Origin of the sequence: Paraburkholderia sp. HD33-4, from assembly GCF_021390635.1 — a bacterium.
GTDB lineage: Bacteria > Pseudomonadota > Gammaproteobacteria > Burkholderiales > Burkholderiaceae > Paraburkholderia.
The window spans coordinates 2033451-2049637 of the sequence record NZ_JAJEJS010000002.1; the positions used below are offsets into that span (position 1 = coordinate 2033451).

At 62.8% G+C, this 16187-nt stretch carries 12 protein-coding genes and 2 pseudogenes; 5 read left to right on the forward strand and 9 right to left on the reverse strand.

Translation table 11 applies throughout. From position 1 onward, the window contains the following. Positions 1 to 17 precede the first annotated feature (17 nt). On the forward strand, positions 18 to 1328 hold the full coding sequence (locus L0U84_RS29235; RefSeq protein ID WP_233855450.1) for an HlyD family efflux transporter periplasmic adaptor subunit: 1311 nt from the start codon (positions 18 to 20) through the stop codon (positions 1326 to 1328). Positions 1329 to 1376: 48 nt separating this feature from the next. On the opposite strand, the pseudogene L0U84_RS29240 reads toward L0U84_RS29235, so the two are convergent. Then, positions 1377 to 1514 (reverse strand): annotated as a pseudogene (locus L0U84_RS29240) (SDR family NAD(P)-dependent oxidoreductase); the annotation flags it as partial. 447 nt (positions 1515 to 1961) lie between these two features. On the opposite strand from L0U84_RS29240, the pseudogene L0U84_RS29245 reads away from it, so the two are divergent. Further along, positions 1962 to 2036 (forward strand): annotated as a pseudogene (locus L0U84_RS29245) (4-oxalocrotonate tautomerase); the annotation flags it as partial. 232 nt (positions 2037 to 2268) lie between these two features. On the opposite strand, the gene L0U84_RS29250 reads toward L0U84_RS29245, so the two are convergent. The 7 genes from L0U84_RS29250 to garD form a co-directional block, all read right to left on the reverse strand. Further along, a complete protein-coding gene (locus L0U84_RS29250) occupies positions 2269 to 3495 on the reverse strand; it encodes a porin (RefSeq protein ID WP_233855459.1) in 1227 nt (408 codons plus the stop codon). Positions 3496 to 3573: 78 nt separating this feature from the next. Next, entirely contained in the window at positions 3574 to 4926 is a 1353-nt protein-coding gene (locus tag L0U84_RS29255; protein WP_233855461.1) for a TRAP transporter large permease, read from the reverse strand. Positions 4927 to 4939: 13 nt separating this feature from the next. Continuing rightward, positions 4940 to 5449, reverse strand: a complete 510-nt coding sequence (locus L0U84_RS29260; RefSeq protein WP_233855462.1) for a TRAP transporter small permease — start codon at positions 5447 to 5449, stop codon at positions 4940 to 4942. Between the two features lie 175 nt (positions 5450 to 5624). Beyond that, positions 5625 to 6617 (reverse strand): TRAP transporter substrate-binding protein, encoded by a 993-nt coding sequence (locus L0U84_RS29265; RefSeq protein ID WP_233855464.1) that lies wholly within the window; start codon positions 6615 to 6617, stop codon positions 5625 to 5627. A gap of 611 nt (positions 6618 to 7228) precedes the next feature. Continuing rightward, entirely contained in the window at positions 7229 to 8158 is a 930-nt protein-coding gene (locus tag L0U84_RS29270; protein WP_233855466.1) for an SMP-30/gluconolactonase/LRE family protein, read from the reverse strand. Next, on the reverse strand, positions 8158 to 9009 hold the full coding sequence (locus L0U84_RS29275; protein ID WP_233855468.1) for an NAD-dependent epimerase/dehydratase family protein: 852 nt from the start codon (positions 9007 to 9009) through the stop codon (positions 8158 to 8160). The genes L0U84_RS29270 and L0U84_RS29275 overlap by 1 nt, the downstream gene beginning before the upstream one ends. A gap of 100 nt (positions 9010 to 9109) precedes the next feature. Beyond that, the gene (garD, locus tag L0U84_RS29280; RefSeq protein ID WP_233855470.1) at positions 9110 to 10699 is read right to left on the reverse strand and encodes a galactarate dehydratase; all 1590 of its coding nucleotides are present in this window, start codon (positions 10697 to 10699) and stop codon (positions 9110 to 9112) included. Positions 10700 to 10955: 256 nt separating this feature from the next. Here garD and kdgD point away from each other — a divergent pair, with 256 nt between their 5' ends. From kdgD to L0U84_RS29295, 3 genes are all read left to right on the forward strand, one after another. Continuing rightward, entirely contained in the window at positions 10956 to 11873 is a 918-nt protein-coding gene (gene kdgD, locus L0U84_RS29285; RefSeq protein ID WP_233855472.1) for a 5-dehydro-4-deoxyglucarate dehydratase, read from the forward strand. A gap of 190 nt (positions 11874 to 12063) precedes the next feature. Next, the gene (locus L0U84_RS29290) at positions 12064 to 13422 is read left to right on the forward strand and encodes an MFS transporter (protein WP_326491209.1); all 1359 of its coding nucleotides are present in this window, start codon (positions 12064 to 12066) and stop codon (positions 13420 to 13422) included. A gap of 224 nt (positions 13423 to 13646) precedes the next feature. Beyond that, a complete protein-coding gene (locus tag L0U84_RS29295; RefSeq protein WP_233855474.1) occupies positions 13647 to 14390 on the forward strand; it encodes a FadR/GntR family transcriptional regulator in 744 nt (247 codons plus the stop codon). A 142-nt stretch (positions 14391 to 14532) separates the two neighbouring features. On the opposite strand, the gene L0U84_RS29300 is transcribed toward L0U84_RS29295, so the two are convergent. Further along, positions 14533 to 16116 carry an aldehyde dehydrogenase (NADP(+)) gene (locus L0U84_RS29300; protein ID WP_233855476.1) on the reverse strand — a complete coding sequence of 528 codons (1584 nt, stop codon included), beginning with the start codon at positions 16114 to 16116 and terminating at the stop codon, positions 14533 to 14535. Positions 16117 to 16187: the final 71 nt, after the last annotated feature.

Genomic DNA, 16187 nt, shown 5'->3' on the forward strand with positions numbered 1-16187 from the left:
CTCTTTGGTGAATTGACATGAGCGATACCATCCAGACTGACCGCGCGACTGACCGCACTACTGACCGCGCGAGTGCGGACCCGGCACAATCGAACAGCAAGAGTGCACACGATGGCACCACCGGAACCCCACCGGACGCGACGCCGCCCGGTGGCTCAGGCAAGCGCAAGCTGTGGCTCGCCCTGCTGGGCATCGGGGTCGCGCTCGCGGGTGCTGCTTATGGCACGTACTACTTCAAGTATGGGCAATATCACGAGTCGACCGACGACGCGTACGTCAACGGCAACCTCGTGCAGCTCACGTCGCAGGTGACCGGCACGGTCAACGCGGTCAACGCGGACGACACGCAGATCGTGAAAGTGGGCGACCCGGTCGTCACGCTGGACCCGGCCGATTCGAGGATCGCGCTCCTGAACGCAGAGGCGGCGCTCGGCCAGGCCGTGCGCAAGGTCAGCACGTTCTACGTGGACAACAGCTACTACGCGGCCAACGACGCGCAGCGCGAGGCGGACCTGGCGCGCGCGCAGGACGATCTGCAGCGCCGTGTCGCGGTGGCCAGCAGCGGCGCGGTGTCGGCCGAAGATGTCTCGCACGCTCGCGAGGCTGTAGCCGCCGCGCAGGCAGCGCTCGACGCGGCTCGCGAGCAGGCGCAATCGAATCGTGCGCTGACCGACCGCACAACGATCCGGCAGCATCCGGACGTGCGGGCCGCCGCCGCGAAGGTACGTGACGCCTATCTCGACTACGCACGCAATACGCTGCCGGCACCGGTGACGGGCTACGTCGCGCAGCGCTCGGTCCAAATTGGCGAGCGAGTCGCACCGGGCACGCCGCTGATGTCGATTGTGCCGCTCAACGGCGTGTGGGTCGATGCGAACTTCAAGGAAGTGCAACTGCGCCGCATGCGCATCGGTCAGCCGGTCACGATGACGGCGGACGTCTACGGATCGAGCGTCAAGTACCACGGAAAGGTGATCGGCTTCTCGGCGGGCACGGGCAGCGCGTTCGCGACGTTGCCGGCGCAGAACGCGACCGGCAACTGGATCAAGATCGTGCAGCGACTGCCGGTGCGTATCGCGCTCGACCCGAAGGAACTGGCGGCGCATCCGCTTCGCATTGGGCTGTCGATGGTAGTCGACGCCGACACGCGCAACGATTCCGGCACGCAGCTCGCCGCGGCGGTCAACACCACTTATCGCACCGATGTGTTTGCGCAGTATGGCGATAAGGCCAATGCGGAGATTGCGAAGATCATCGAGCAGAACGAGATGACGGCGCAGGCGAAGACTGCACGACCGGCTGTGACGAAGTTGGCGACGAGGAATTGAGCGGGCGCACTGAGGTTATCACGAGACGCCCTCGACTTCAGTTCCCGCGCCAGCCGTGGCCGCGACATAGTTGGTCTGGCCAACTGAACCCTTCGAACCTCTAACCGACGAAATATGGATGATGCGGCCCCAGCCGCGTGCAATCATGTCTTCGCAAGGCGGCTTGGTCATGTTGAAGATCGAATCTCAGTTACCCGCCATTGGACGCGCGACAGCGTGACCGGCGGCAGTAGGTCAATACCGCCAATCAGGGATCGCGCGAAAGCGGTTATCGGCGAACGACGGCGATGGAGAAGGTGTCAATGGCCGGAGTGGCCGACTTTCGGGCGCCACGCGGACTTTTCGCCGCACCCCCACATCGTTCAGTTCGAAAACAATATTGCAAGCCAAATGTCGGACTTCCTACAGCTCAATCCGGTTAAAGCGATGCACTCAGCCCCTTCCCGTTTCGACCAAGCAGTCCGAAAAGCGCTGATCAGACGTGTCTGGCAGACGGATGCTATCCCGATACGATCGTCAAAAACGCGCTTGTACATTGTTGATTTTATTAGTCCATCACTATCCATAAATGTACGTTCAAAGGGGTGACCAGCATGCATCTAACCCATTGATATTGTTTAGATAATGACGTATTCACCCAATATAATCCTCACGGACGTGAAGCGGGAAAACTGGGCAACGGGTGGGCGTTTGTGGTCGGAGGCCTGATCGGCCCGAAGACGACGACATCGAGGTGATGTCGCGAGCTGTGCGCTGAAGTCACACGGATGTCGCAATGATCTGGCAGCGCTGGCGAGATCAGCGCTTTCGATGCATCAAAATGGAGCATCGAAAAAAAAAAGCTGCGCACGTAACGTGCGCAGCTTTCGAGACTGACGACGCGAAAAAACTGCGTCGATGTGGCGGCGAAACAACGCGCCGCCACATATTCAGTAACTGTTTAGAACTTGTGGATGATACCAACGCCAATCGCGGTCTGGCTGCGCGACGAGGACGGCGAACCGTTCTGACCGTCGCCGATGCTTGCGGTTGCCTGGATGATCGACTTGCCGTTACCTGCCAGCGTGTTACCGCCAGCATGCTGATAAGCTTCCAGCGCGTACAGGCCGGTACGTTTCGACAGCGTGTAGTACTGCGACAGGTTGAACTGGTTGTACGCAGCCGCGCTGGTGATGCCGTTCGACGTCGTTGCACGGGTGTAGCTATAACCAGCGGCCAGATCCAGCACCGAGATCGGCTTCCAGTGCAGCACTGCGCCACCGGTGTTCCAAATCTGCGTGCCGTGGAAGAACGAGCCCTGACCCGCAGCGTATTGAACGTTCGAGTATGCGAACGAAACGTCCCATGCCGAGTTGAACGCGTAGCCGCCCGTCACTGCGACGCGCTGCTGCTTCGATGCGGTCTGGAAGCCGTTGTTGATTGCCGAGACTGCCGGTTCCGCGCCGTTGTTCGACATTGCGGAGTTCCAATTCACAGCCGCCGGGTTGGTGGTCGCGACGCCTGCGTTGTCGATACGCTGGATACCTGCTGCGAGGCCGACCGGGCCGTTCAGGTACTGTGCTGCCACGCTCCACACCTGGCCAGCGCCCGTGGCGCCTGCATTGCCGCCCAGCGAGTACGAACCGCTGACCGTCAGGCCTGAGAAGCTCGGCGACGTGTAGACCAGCGAGTTGTTCGAGCGGTACAGCGTATCCAGCGAGTCGATATCACCCGGGTGCGCGCCGTAGGCACCGGTCAGCCACGTGGTCGGGCTGTACGGCGAGAGCAGCGTGTAGTACGAGGTGTACTGACGACCAGCCGTGAACGTACCGAACTGTGCGTTCGTCAGACCAACCCATGCCTGGCGGTTGAATGCCAGACCCGTCACGCTTTCCGCGCCGGTTGCGCTGTTAAAGCCTTGCTCCAACTGGAAAATCGTCTTCGTGCCACCACCCAGATCTTCCGACCCTTTCAGGCCGAAACGGCTGCCAGCCCAAATGCCGTTGATCATCTTGACTTGCGAGGCGCCGGGTGCCGACGGCTTTGCCGATCCCACTGCGCTCAACGACGTCGAGCTGTTCTGCCAACCCAGGCCCGTATCGACGATACCGTAGAGCGTCACGCTGCTTTGTGCATGTGCGCCCAGGGCGACCAACCCCAAGGCCGAAGCTAAGAGAGTCTTTTTCATTTTTACTCCTCTGTTAAAAACTTTCTGATGCGGCCTATGCGAGCACCGCTGAGTGTGGGAAAGACGTTTTTATTTGGATCAGAACACCGGGTGACCGTTGATGATGCTCGGCAACCAAGTCGAGAACCACGGGACATAGGTGACGATATTGATGGCCGAGAAGATAGCGAGGTAATACGGCCACGCCACCTTAGTAGTTTCACCTATCGACACATTGCCAATTGCGCACCCAATGAATTGCACCGAGCCGATCGGCGGATGCACGAGACCCAATGCACAGTTCAGCAGAATCATGATGCCGAACTGAACCGGGCCCACGCCGTTGTGCATCGCCATCGGCAGGAACAGCGGAGTCGTGATCAGGATGTGCGCCGCCATATCGACGAACGTACCGAGGAACACCTGAATCACGTTGATGTACAACAACATCAGCCAGGGCAGCGCGGTCGCGCCGTCGAGCATGCGTTCGATCGCCTCCGGGATCTCCAGATAGGCCATCTGGAAGCGCAGCATGTTCGACACACCGATCAGCAGCAGCACCACGCCGGTGGTTTTCGCGGCCTTGCCGAGGGCATGGCCGAGCTTCTTCATCGTCAGCGTGCGATACACGACGATGGTCAGAATCAGCGAGTAACCCACGGCGATCGCGGCCGCCTCTGTTGCGGTGGCGATACCGCGCGCCACGCAGAACAGAATGATCGCGATGACCATCAGACCCGGCACCGCGCCGACGAACGTACGCAGCACCGCCATCCAGCCCTGGAAACGCTGCAGTTCGGTCGAACCGTCGGGACGGCGCGGGTAGCCGAACTTGACGGCCTGCCAGTAAGCGGCGGCCAGCACGAGGCCCATCACCCACAGCACCGGCAGCAGCCCCGAGAACAGCAGATCGCCGATCGACACGCCGCTCATCTGCTTGCCGTGCAGCACGCCGCTCACGCCTTGCGCCGCGAACGCGTAGATGATCATGTTGGTCGAGGTCGGCATCAGCGCGCCGGCCAGCGACGAGTGCGTGGTCACGTTGACCGCATAAGCGGCGCTGTAACCTTCGCGCTTCATCAGCGGGATCACCACGCCGCCCATGGCCGACGTATCCGCGGTCGGTGAACCCGACACGCCGCCGAACAGCGTACAGGCGACCACGTTGGCCATGCCGAGACCACCGCGAAAATGGCCGACCGTGGCCTGCGCGAAACGCAGGATGCGGTCAGCGATACCGCCGTGAAGCATCAGTTCGCCGGAGAAGATGAAGAACGGGACCGCGAGGAACGAGAAACCGTTCATGCCCGAGATCATCGCCTGCATCGCGGTTGCGGTCGGCAGACCTTCGAACAGATACGTCAGAACGCAGGACAGGCCCAGCGCGAATGAAACGGGAACCCCTAAAAAGAGGAAAACTAGAAAGCTAAAGCCAAGAAGGGCAAGTTCCATGATGGTTCTACTTTTATTCCGTGGCGGAGAGTTCGAGCGCCGGCTCTTCCCGCTTCCCGGCGAAGAGGTCGAGCACATGCTCGATCGAGAACAACGCGATGCATACACTCGCGAAGATCGGGATGCAGTAGCGCAGGCCTTCCGGCACGCCGATGATCGGAATGCGATCGCCCATCGTGGTTTGCGCCATCTCGAGGCAACCGATGAAAATCGCCACAGCGAAAGCGATCAGGCACAGGTGCTGAATCCCTTTCGCAATCAACTGGCCTTTCTCCGGCAGTTTCTTGACGAGCGAGTCGAGTCCGATGTGACCGCCCTCGCGAACCTTCAGCGCGGCGCCGAACATCGCGATCAGGATAACCAGCAGCAATGCGATCGGCTCGACGTAATCGGGTGCGTCGCTAAACACGTAGCGCATCACCACGCTATAAATCACGAGCAGGCAAAGTGCGGCGAGGCTAACCGACGCCACGACCAGCAGCACGCGAAAAAGAAAATCATTTGGGCGTTTCAGGAAACTCATGACCCTGTCCTTCCTTACGACCGACTTATGCTTGAAATTCAGCCATCCCGTTGCGACGCGATCCGCACGCGCGCGACATCGCGCGGCGGACGGTCTCGCGAGTTTCCTCGCGGGACCGGTCACGCCGCTGCTGCGACATAGGTTGCTGATGCCGATTGCGTCCGGGACGCGAGACTTACTTGATTGCTTCGATCTCGTCGACGATCTGCTTCATCTGCGGGGTCTTTTCGTACTTTGCCCACACAGGTTGCATCGCCTTCACGAAAGCCGCACGGTCGATCTGCGCAGCCGGGACGATCGTTGCGCCACCTTGGGTGACGGCCTTCGCCGCGTCGGCTTCGCGCGCGGTCCACAGCTTCTGGTAGTACGGCACCGAGTCAGCCGCAGCCTTCTTGATGATCTGCTGCTCTTGCGGCGACAGCGTGTCCCACACCTTCTTCGAGAACACCAGCACTTCCGGGGTCATCGAATGCTGCGTTTCCGAGTAGACCGTTGCGACTTCAAAGTGCTTGGTTTCATCGTACGACGGCAGGTTGTTTTCGGCGCCGTCGACGAGGCCGGTCTTCAGGCCCGTGTAGACTTCCGAGAACGGCATCGGGGTCGGCGTGCCGCCCATTGCCTTGATTTCGTCGACCATCAGATCCGACGGCTGCACGCGAACCTTCAGGCCCTTCATGTCAGCCGGCGACTTGATTGCCTTCTTTGCGTACATCGAGCGTGCGCCGCTCTCGTAGAACGTCAGGGCGATGATGCCCTTCGCGGCAAACGCGTCGAGAATCTTCTGGCCTTCCGGACCGTACATGACCTTGCGGAAATGGTCGACGTCGCGGAACAGGAACGGCAGCGACGGGATCATCGATTCCGGCACGATCTCGTTGAACGCGGCGCCGTTGATACGCCCCATGTCGAGCGCGCCGATGCGGATCTGGTCGAGCGTGTCGTTTTCAGAACCGAGTGCGCTGTTCCCGAAGACCTTGATCGAGTCCTTGCCGTTGGTCGCCTTGCTGACCTCCTCGCCCATGAACTTCACGGCCATGTTGGTCGGGAAGGTATCGCCGTGCACGTCCGCGGAGCGGAACACGCGCGCTTCAGCCGACATCGTGCTGAACGCCAACGCCGCGGCCGCGACGATCATCGAAACACGGGAAGAGGCAAACTTCTTGTTCATCGTGACATTCCTTGAAAAATAGACCATCCCATCAATAGCGGATGTGACATGGTTTTGACGCGTCTCCGGCTTCGCGCTCACTCCCTTCGCAGGTGCGTGCGCTGGCCGTACTGGCTGTGCAACTCCCCGGCACAGGTAACCCAGCACTCCAGTCGACAACTCGACTACTTACTTCAATCACGCCGGCCGGCTTCAGACATGCATGCGGCATCAACCACAGCCGAATTACTGAACTGAAACCCACCGTATTGCACTGCCACACGAACACAGAAAGCCATTTGTTTGGGCTTATATGTTGTACGACGACATACGAAGTCTATAAAAGGGGTTTTAACTTGTACAGACGGTATTTACCCGCATCAAGAACAACGCCGGTACGTATGACCGGCGTGGCATGCCGCCAAGGCCCCGCGCCGTCTGGCATTGGCTGGGGACGGAATCGGGAGGGTCTGCGGAGCTGTTGTTTTTTTGCCGAAGAAACACGGCGGATCGTGGTCTTCACGCCACACGTTGTACGATGAGTGACGAATAAAGGGCCACACGGACGAGGCCGAAAAAAGAAAACGCCGGGAGAGAAACTTCTTCCCGGCGCATGCCTTATGTAAACAAGATTACAGTTGTCCAGCGAATTCGGGCTCAGGCAGTCCGCTCACGCCGGGCCGCAGCGCGAACACGTGACCGTCGTGCTCGGTCGCGCCGTTGGCCGGGCGAATCGACGTAACGAACAACGTATCGAGATCGCGGCCGCCGAACCCGCACATGGCCGGCTTGATGGCCGGCACCGGAATTTGCCGGTCGAGCTTGCCCTGCGGCGTAAAACGCAGCAGCAAACCGGCGTCGTTCGCGCAGATCCAGTAGCAGCCGTCGGCATCGACCGCCGCGCCATCCGGACGGCCCGAGTAATGATGCAGATCGGCGAACACGCGGCGGTTGCGCGGCTCGCCGGTGTCGACGTCGTAGTCGAACGCCCAGATCAGCCGGCGCAGCGGATGCGAGTCGGACAGATACATCGTGGTGCCGTCCGGCGACCAGCCGAGGCCGTTCTGCGTGATCAACGAATCGACGACCGGCGCCGACAGCACGCCCTTTTCGTCGAAGCGATATAACGCGCCGCCGGGAATCGCCGCCGCCATGTCCATGACCATCGTGCCGGCCCAGAAGCGCCCTTGCCGGTCGCAGCGGCCGTCGTTGAAACGCATGCCGCCGTGCGGGAATTCAGGCGCCGCGAGCTTGCGCAGCGACGCTGTCAGTGGCTCGCCGCCCGACGCTTGCGGCGCGTCCGCGAGCGTAACCGCGAACAACCCGGTCTCGCATCCGGCGAGCACCGTACCGGCGCGATCGAACGCGATACAGGCGACCTGCTCCGGTAGCAGCCATTCGGTGCGCCTGCCCGTCTCGAGCGAGCCGCGCACGATCTTCTTCGCCGGAATGTCGACCCAGTACAGCGCCTGCTCGGCCGCGCGCCAGACGGGGCTCTCACCGGTGGCGGCGGGCAACGGACCGGCCGCTTCGAAGCGCTCCACTTGCGGATTCGTGCTCATTATTTGGGCTCCCGCTTCGGCTCCATCGGACCGGCGAGCACGAACGGGCCGCCCTGGTACAGCTGGGTCGGGTCGTCGAAACGCGTGTCGGGAGCGCTCGGCGGGAACAGGTGCTCGAACTGAGCCGAGCTGTCTTGCGGACGGTAGCCGAGGAACGCGGCGTTCGTGTTGTCGACCCACGAGATGCGGTTGTTCGACACGCCATAGACGATCGCGTGGCCGACGCGGTTGGTGAACAGCGAACAGCGCACGAGTTCGATGAAATCGCGGTAGCTGAGATACGTGACTAGCATGCGCGCGGTCTTCGGCTGCTCGAACGATGAGCCGATCCGCAGACACACGGTTTCGAGGCCGAAGCGGTCGAAGTAGTAGCGCGACAGCGACTCGCCGAAGCACTTCGTCACGCCGTACAGGCCGTCCGGACGCAGCGGCGCTTCGGTATCGAGAACCGACGTCACCGGATGGAAACCCACCGCGTGATTCGAGCTCGCATAGATGATGCGCTTCACGCCCTGCTTCTGAGCGGCCAAGTACAGGTTGTACAGGCCGCGGATGTTCGCTTCGAGCAGGTCCTCGAACGGCGCTTCAACGGAAATGCCACCGAGATGTACCACCGCGTCCACGCCTTCGAGCAGCGCGTGCACGGCCGCTTCATCGGCGAGATTGACGACAGCCGCTTCCTCATGCGCGGCGAGTTCGCCGAGCGACGCGATATCGGACACGCGCACGATGTCGGCCCATTGCGCGAGCGCGGGACGCAGTTGCTTGCCGAGGTTGCCCGCGGCGCCGGTGAGCAGCAGACGGCGGAAAGGTTTCTTTGCCGCGGAGCGGTCAACGTTCAAATCGGTCATGTCTCTTTGCTGTTGTGATTGCGATCGGGTCTTCTGAACAGAAAGGCGAGCGCCGGATGGACCGGCGCTCGCCTGAGATTTGACGGGGCAAGGTGCCTGATCAGGTCACCGGCGCCGGGTTGAACAGCGTCAACGCATTGTGCAGTCCGAGCTTCTCCGCACAGGTTTGCTGGCGGCCGCTCGCGACTTCGAGCATCAGGCGGAACAGTTCCCAGCCCACCTCTTCGATGCTGGACTGGCCGGTCGCGATCGTGCCGGCGTTGATGTCCATCAGATCGTGCCAGCGACGCGCGAGGTCCGAACGTGTCGCGACCTTGATGACCGGCACTTCGGCGAGGCTGTACGGTGTGCCGCGGCCGGTCGTGAACACGTGCAGCGTGATGCCCGAGGCGACCTGCAGCGTGCCGCAGATGAAGTCGCTCGCCGGCGTCGCCGCGTAGATCAGGCCCTTCTGATTGACCTTCTCGCCCGGCGACAGCACGCCGGAGATCGCCGAATTGCCCGACTTGATGATCGAGCCCATCGCCTTTTCGACGATGTTCGACAGGCCGCCCTTCTTGTTGCCGGGCGTCGTGTTCGCACTGCGGTCCGCGCCGCCGCGCTTCAGGTAATCGTCGTACCACTGCATCTCGCGGATGATCGCCTGCGCGACGTCCGCGTTGGCCGCGCGCGCGGTCAGCTGGTCGACGCCGTCGCGCACCTCGGTGACTTCCGAGAACATCACGGTCGCGCCGGCGCGCACCAGCAGGTCGGTCGCGAAACCGACGGCCGGGTTCGCGGTCAGGCCCGAGAACGCGTCGCTGCCGCCGCACTGCACGCCGATCACCAGATCCGACGCCGGGCAGGTTTCGCGACGGCGGTTGTTCAGCCGCTTCAGATGCCCTTCGGCCATCTTCATGATCGACGTGATCATCGACTGGAAGCCGACGTGCGATTCGTCCTGCAACACGACGACATCGCCGTTCTGGTCCATCGCGACATCGCCGACGTCGGCCACGTCGTCGACGAGCGCGGCCGCGGCGATCGGGATCGTGCCCGGGGGCATCAAACGCTCGGGCTGCAGCTTTTCGCAGCCCAGGCTCACCATCATCACTTCGCCGCCGAAGTTCGGGTTCAGCGCGATGTTGCGCACGGTGCGGATCGGCACCATCGCGTCGGGCGCGTCGATCGCGACGCCACAGCCGTAGGTGTGACCGAGGCTGACGACATCGTCGACGTTCGGATATTTCGGCAGCAGTTCGGCCTTGATGCGCGTAACCGCGTGCTGCACGACATCGGCGACGCACTGTACGGTGGTCGTGATCGCGAGGATGTTGCGCGTGCCCACGGAACCGTCCGAGTTGCGGTAGCCCTCGAACGTATAGCCATCGAGCGGCGCCATCTCCGGCGCCCTGGTCGTGGCGATCGGCAGGTCCTCGAGTCCCGGCGGGCTCGGCATGCGGATCACGTGCTCGTTGATCCAGCTGCCCTTCGGCAGCGGCTTCAACGCATAGCCGATCACGACGTTGTAGCGGATGACCTCGTCGCCCTCGGCGAGATCGGCCAGCGCGACCTTGTGGCCCTGCGGCACACGCTCGCGCAGCCTGAGGCCATCGGCGAATACCGCGCCCTCGCCCAGACCGCCGTCGTTGACGACGATCGCGACATTGTCATTGGGATGAACGCGGATGTAGAGCGGAGTTTGTTCCATTGATCGATCCTTAAGGCGTGATGAGCCTGCTTCGCCAGCAATCATACGTCATCCTACAACATGAAAGTTTGCGCGGATGTTCCGTATTTACCCTATAGGGTGCATTATGCCGCGAAAACCCCGTTGAGTTACGGGATTTGTTGTTGTACGATGACGTATAAGAAATCTGGATTTCAAAGATTTTCTACTAGTACGACGTCCGTTGTACTGGTTGGATCCGACTAACGACCCAATCCGACGCCTGGATAATTTGATCATGACGACACCGCAGGAACTCAAGCAGATCGTTTCGGAAGGCCTCCTGTCCTTCCCCGTCACCGACTTCGACGCTAAAGGCGACTTCCGCGCCGACACTTACGCAGAGCGCCTCGAATGGCTCGCTCCTTACGGCGCTTCGGCGCTGTTCGTCGCCGGCGGCACGGGCGAATTCTTCTCGCTGACGCAAGACGACTACACGCAAGTCGTCAAGACCGCGGTCGAAGTGTGCAAGGGCAAGGTACCGATCCTCGCCGGCGCCGGCGGCCCGACCCGCGTGGCGATCGCCTACGCGAAGGAAGCGCAGCGCCTCGGCGCGCACGGCATCCTGCTGATGCCGCACTACCTGACCGAAGCAAGCCAGGACGGTATCGCCGACCACGCCGAAGAGGTCTGCAAGGCCGTTCCGGGCATGGGCGTGATCATTTACAACCGCGCGAACTCCAAGCTTAACGCCGACATGCTCGAGCGTCTTGCCGATCGTTGCCCGAACCTGATCGGCTTCAAGGACGGCGTGGGCGAGATCGAAAACATGGTGACGATCCGCCGCCGTCTCGGCGAGCGCTTCTCGTACCTCGGCGGCCTGCCGACCGCGGAAGTCTACGCTGCCGCCTACAAGGCGCTGGGCGTGCCGGTGTACTCGTCGGCGGTGTTCAACTTCATTCCGAAGACCGCGATGGACTTCTACCGCGCGATCGCCGCTGACGACCACGCAACGGTCGGCAAGCTGATCGACGAGTTCTTCCTGCCGTACCTGAAGATCCGCAACCGTCGCGCAGGCTACGCGGTCAGCATCGTCAAGGCCGGCGCGAAGCTGGTCGGCCACGACGCAGGTCCGGTGCGCGCACCGCTGACCGACCTGATGCCGGAAGAAATGGAACAGCTCGACGCGCTGATCAAGAAGCTCGGACCGCAGTAAGGCACCGGCGTCGGGGCTTCGAGCGAAGAAGCTCGCGAGCCTCATCGACGAGGGCCGCATAGACGGCCCCGTTGCGAACGCCCGGCACGGCAACGTCGCCGGGCGTTCGTGCATTTGCACGCCAGGCAGGTGGTCTGCGGGCCACCCGGCGTAGAGACCACACCTCGCCCGACAACACAGGAGATGACCCATGGACATGAGCCGCACGGCCAGTTCCACCAACGCCGCCTCGAGCGCGGCACGCACCAAGGTTCGCTACGGGATCCTGCTGCTGATTTTTCTGATCACCACCCTCAACTATGCCGACCGCGCGACGCTGTCCGTCACCGGTTCCGCGATGCGCACCGCGTTCAGCCTCGACGCGATCCGCATGGGCTATATCTTTTCCGCGTTCAGCTGGGCCTACGTGCTGTCGCAACTGCCGGCCGGCTGGCTGCTCGACCGCTTCGGCGCGCGTCGCGTGTACGCGGCGAGCATCTTCTCCTGGTCGCTGTTCACGCTGCTGCAAAGCTCGGTCGGCCTGCTCGGCAGCGCCGCAGCGGCGATCTCCGCGCTGTTCGTACTGCGCTTCGTGATGGGCGCGGCCGAGTCGCCGGCGTTCCCGGCGAACGCGAAGGTCGTCGCGAGCTGGTTCCCGACCAACGAGCGCGGCACCGCGTCGGCGATCTTCAACGCCGCGCAATACTTTGCCGCGGTCGTGTTCACGCCGCTGATGGCATGGATCACGCACGCGTTCGGCTGGGAAATGGTCTACGTCGTGATGGGCGCGATCGGGCTGCTGCTCGCGCTGACGTGGCTGAAGGTCATGAAGAATCCCGCCGACCACCCGCGCGTGTCGCGCGCCGAGCTCGAGTACATCGAGCAAGGCGGCGGCCTCGTCAGCGGTGCGAGCAAGGCGCGTCCGGACGACGTGTCGAAGGCCGGAGGCTGGACACTCGTGCGTCAGCTGCTCGGCAACCGCATGCTGCTCGGCGTCTATCTCGCGCAGTACTGCATCAACGTGCTGACCTACTTCTTCCTGACCTGGTTTCCGATCTACCTCGTGCAGGCGCGCGGCATGACGATCCTGCAGGCGGGCCTCGTGGCCTCGCTGCCGGCGATCTGCGGCTTTCTCGGCGGGGTGCTCGGCGGCGTGCTGTCGGACGGGCTGATCCGCCGCGGCTGTTCGCTGACCGTCGCGCGCAAGGTGCCGATCGTCGGCGGCATGCTGCTGTCGACCTGCATCATCGGCTGCAACTACGTGTCGACCGACTGGATCGTCGTCGCGCTGATGTCGCTCGCGTTCTTCGGCAAAGGCATCGGCGCGCTCGGCTGGGCCGTCGTTGCCGATACGTCGCCGAAGGAAGCGCTCGGCCTGTCAGGCGCGATCTTCAACATGTTCGGCAACATCGCAGGCATCGTGACGCCGATCGTGATCGGTTATCTGGTCGCGCGCTCGGGCTCGTTCAATGGCGCGCTGGTGTTCGTCGGCGCGAACGCGCTGCTGACGGTGATCAGCTACCTGGTGATCGTCAAGGACATCCGGCGCGTCGAGTTGCGCCCGGCGTGAGCCTGTTATAGGCTCAGTTATCGTACCGGTTATCGTACTTCCGGCCGGCGGACGCCCGGCGCCTCGCGCGATCCATGCGCGCCGAGGCGCCAAACTTCGGGCATCCGCCGATCCATGTGACATTTGCGCCGAAATCGATCCGGCGCTTATATAATCAGTCGTCAGACGACGATATAATAAAAATGCAGGATTTCCAGCGATCTTCCAAACAAGGAGCGTTTTCGATGGCTACACCACTAGCATCCGCGGCACCGCCACGACGCGCTCGCAATCTGGCCGAGTTCGTCGTCAACTACGTCACCGAACAGATCTCGGCCAACGTGTTGAAGCCGGGCGACAAACTCCCGACCGAATCCCAGTTGATGAACACGCTCAGCGTGAGCCGCACGGTGATCCGCGAGGCGATCTCCCGCCTGCAGGCAGGCAAGATCATCGAGACGCGGCACGGCATCGGCAGCTTCGTGCTGGAGCCGCAGCGCGAAAAGCTCGGCATTGACATGGTGCCCGCCACCACGCTGCGCGACGTGCTGTCCATTCTTGAGCTGCGCATCAGCCTCGAAACCGAATGCGCCGGTCTCGCCGCGCAACGCGCGAAACCGGACGACCTCGCGCGCATGCGCACCGCGCTCGACGCGATCGAAGCCACGCGTCACAACGGGCTCGACAGCGTGGACGCCGACCTGCAGTTCCACATCTCGGTCGCGCGCGCAACCGGCAACCGCTATTTCGTCGATATCCTGTCGCAGATGGGCAGCGCGCTGATTCCGCGCAACCGGCTCGACTCGGCGGGCATCGCGCGCGCCGATCCCGATGCGTATCTGTCGCTCGTGAACCTCGAGCATGAAAGCATCCTCGAAGCGATCAGCCGGCACGACGCCGAAGGCGCGCGCGCGGCGATGCGCATGCATCTGTCGAATAGCCGCGAGCGGCTGCGTCGCGCCAATGAAGTGAGCGAAGCGAACAGCTGATTTTCGCGAAGCACGCGGGCGAAAAAAATGGCCGGGAATTTCCCGGCCATTTTTTTATCTTGCGTTTTGCGTGCGCCCTACCGTTCGATGCGCACCCGGCCAAGCGGCCCGGCGCGCATCCGTTCAGGGCGCCATCACGCGATCAACCGCGCGTGAGTTCGCCATCGCGACGACGCCACAGTTCCAGCGGGTTGCCGTCGGCCAGCGTCTGCGGCAGCAGCTCGGCCGGGAAGTCCTGATAGCACACCGGACGCAGGAAGCGGTCGATCGACGTCGTGCCGACCGAGGTCGCGCGGCTATCCGACGTTGCCGGGAACGGGCCGCCGTGAACCATCGCGTGGCAGACTTCGACGCCTGTCGGGAAGCCGTTGACCAGAATCCGGCCGGCCTTGCGCTCGAGAATCGTCACGAGCTTCCTGGCGCCCGCCACGTCGGCGCTGTCCATCTGCAGCGTCGCGGTCAGCTGGCCGGCGAAGTGCTCGGCGACCTTCAGCATTTCCTGCTCGTCCTTGCAGCGGATGATCGTCGACACCGGGCCGAACACTTCGTCTTCGAGCGCCGGGTTCGCGAGGAACGTCTGCGCGTCGGTCACGAACAGCGCCGCGCATGCCTGGGTCGGGCCGGTAGCGGCCACGCCGCGTGCCACGACTTCGACGCCCCTGGTTGCGGCCAGCTTGCCTTCGCCGTCCTCATACGCGGCGTGGATGCCCGAGGTCAGCATGGTCTGCGCCGGCTTTGCCGCGAGCGCTTCCGATGCCGTCGCGACGAAGCCCTTCAGCGCGTCGCTGTCGATCGCGATGGCGAGACCCGGGTTCGTGCAGAACTGACCCGCGCCGAGCACGAGCGAGTCGACGAAACCGCGCGCGATACTGTCGCCGCGTGCCGTGAGGGCGCTCGGCATCAGGAACACCGGGTTGATGCTGCTCATTTCGGCGTAAACCGGGATCGGTTCCGGACGTGCCGCCGCGACGCGCATCAGCGACGTGCCGCCCGCGCGCGAACCGGTGAAGCCGACCGCCTTGATGGCCGGGTGCGCAACCAGCGCCTCGCCGACCGAGTTGCCCGCGCCGACGATCATCGAGAACACGCCTTCGGGCAGATCCATTTCCTGCGCGACGCGCTGGATCACGCGACCGACCAGCTCCGACGTGCCGAGGTGCGCGCGGTGCGCCTTCACGACGACCGGGCAGCCGGCAGCCAGCGCCGCGGCGGTGTCGCCACCGGCGACCGAGAACGCGAGCGGGAAGTTGCTCGCGCCGAACACGGCGACCGGGCCGAGCGCGATTTTCTGCATGCGCAGATCCGAGCGCGGCAGCGGCTTGCGATCCGGCAGCGGCGAGTCGAGCGTTGCGTTGAGCCACTGACCCGCGCGCACGGTTTGCGCGAACAGCTTCAGTTGACCGGTAGTGCGGCCACGTTCGCCTTCCAGACGCGCCTTCGGCAGACCCGATTCAGCCATTGCGCGCTCGATCAGCTCGTCGCCGAGCGCCGTGATGCCGTCCGAGATACGATCCAGAAACTCGGCACGCACTGCGAGCGGCAGTTGACGATAGGCGTCGAATGCCTGCTGCGCGAGCGTACAGGCCTGCTCGACGTTTGCGACGGTGCCGCTGCCGAACACCGGCTCGGCAATCTCGGAACCCGTGGCAGGATTGAACGCGCGCAACGGTTTTTCTTCGCCGCGCACTGCTTTGCGACCGATCAGCATTTCACCGGTAATAGGCATTTTGGCTTTCCTTGAATGAAGGCTTAAGATATAGGTCATCCTACAACATTGCGGGGGCTCTATGCAACCCG

Coding starts and splice junctions, on each gene's coding strand:
- L0U84_RS29235 (WP_233855450.1), top strand. CDS start 18: ATGAGCGATACCATCCAGACTGACCGCGCGACTGACCGCACTACTGAC.
- L0U84_RS29255 (WP_233855461.1), bottom strand. CDS start 4,926: ATGGAACTTGCCCTTCTTGGCTTTAGCTTTCTAGTTTTCCTCTTTTTA.
- L0U84_RS29250 (WP_233855459.1), bottom strand. CDS start 3,495: ATGAAAAAGACTCTCTTAGCTTCGGCCTTGGGGTTGGTCGCCCTGGGC.
- L0U84_RS29260 (WP_233855462.1), bottom strand. CDS start 5,449: ATGAGTTTCCTGAAACGCCCAAATGATTTTCTTTTTCGCGTGCTGCTG.
- L0U84_RS29290 (WP_326491209.1), top strand. CDS start 12,064: ATGGACATGAGCCGCACGGCCAGTTCCACCAACGCCGCCTCGAGCGCG.
- garD (WP_233855470.1), bottom strand. CDS start 10,699: ATGGAACAAACTCCGCTCTACATCCGCGTTCATCCCAATGACAATGTC.
- L0U84_RS29265 (WP_233855464.1), bottom strand. CDS start 6,617: ATGAACAAGAAGTTTGCCTCTTCCCGTGTTTCGATGATCGTCGCGGCC.
- L0U84_RS29270 (WP_233855466.1), bottom strand. CDS start 8,158: ATGAGCACGAATCCGCAAGTGGAGCGCTTCGAAGCGGCCGGTCCGTTG.
- L0U84_RS29275 (WP_233855468.1), bottom strand. CDS start 9,009: ATGACCGATTTGAACGTTGACCGCTCCGCGGCAAAGAAACCTTTCCGC.
- kdgD (WP_233855472.1), top strand. CDS start 10,956: ATGACGACACCGCAGGAACTCAAGCAGATCGTTTCGGAAGGCCTCCTG.
- L0U84_RS29295 (WP_233855474.1), top strand. CDS start 13,647: ATGGCTACACCACTAGCATCCGCGGCACCGCCACGACGCGCTCGCAAT.
- L0U84_RS29300 (WP_233855476.1), bottom strand. CDS start 16,116: ATGCCTATTACCGGTGAAATGCTGATCGGTCGCAAAGCAGTGCGCGGC.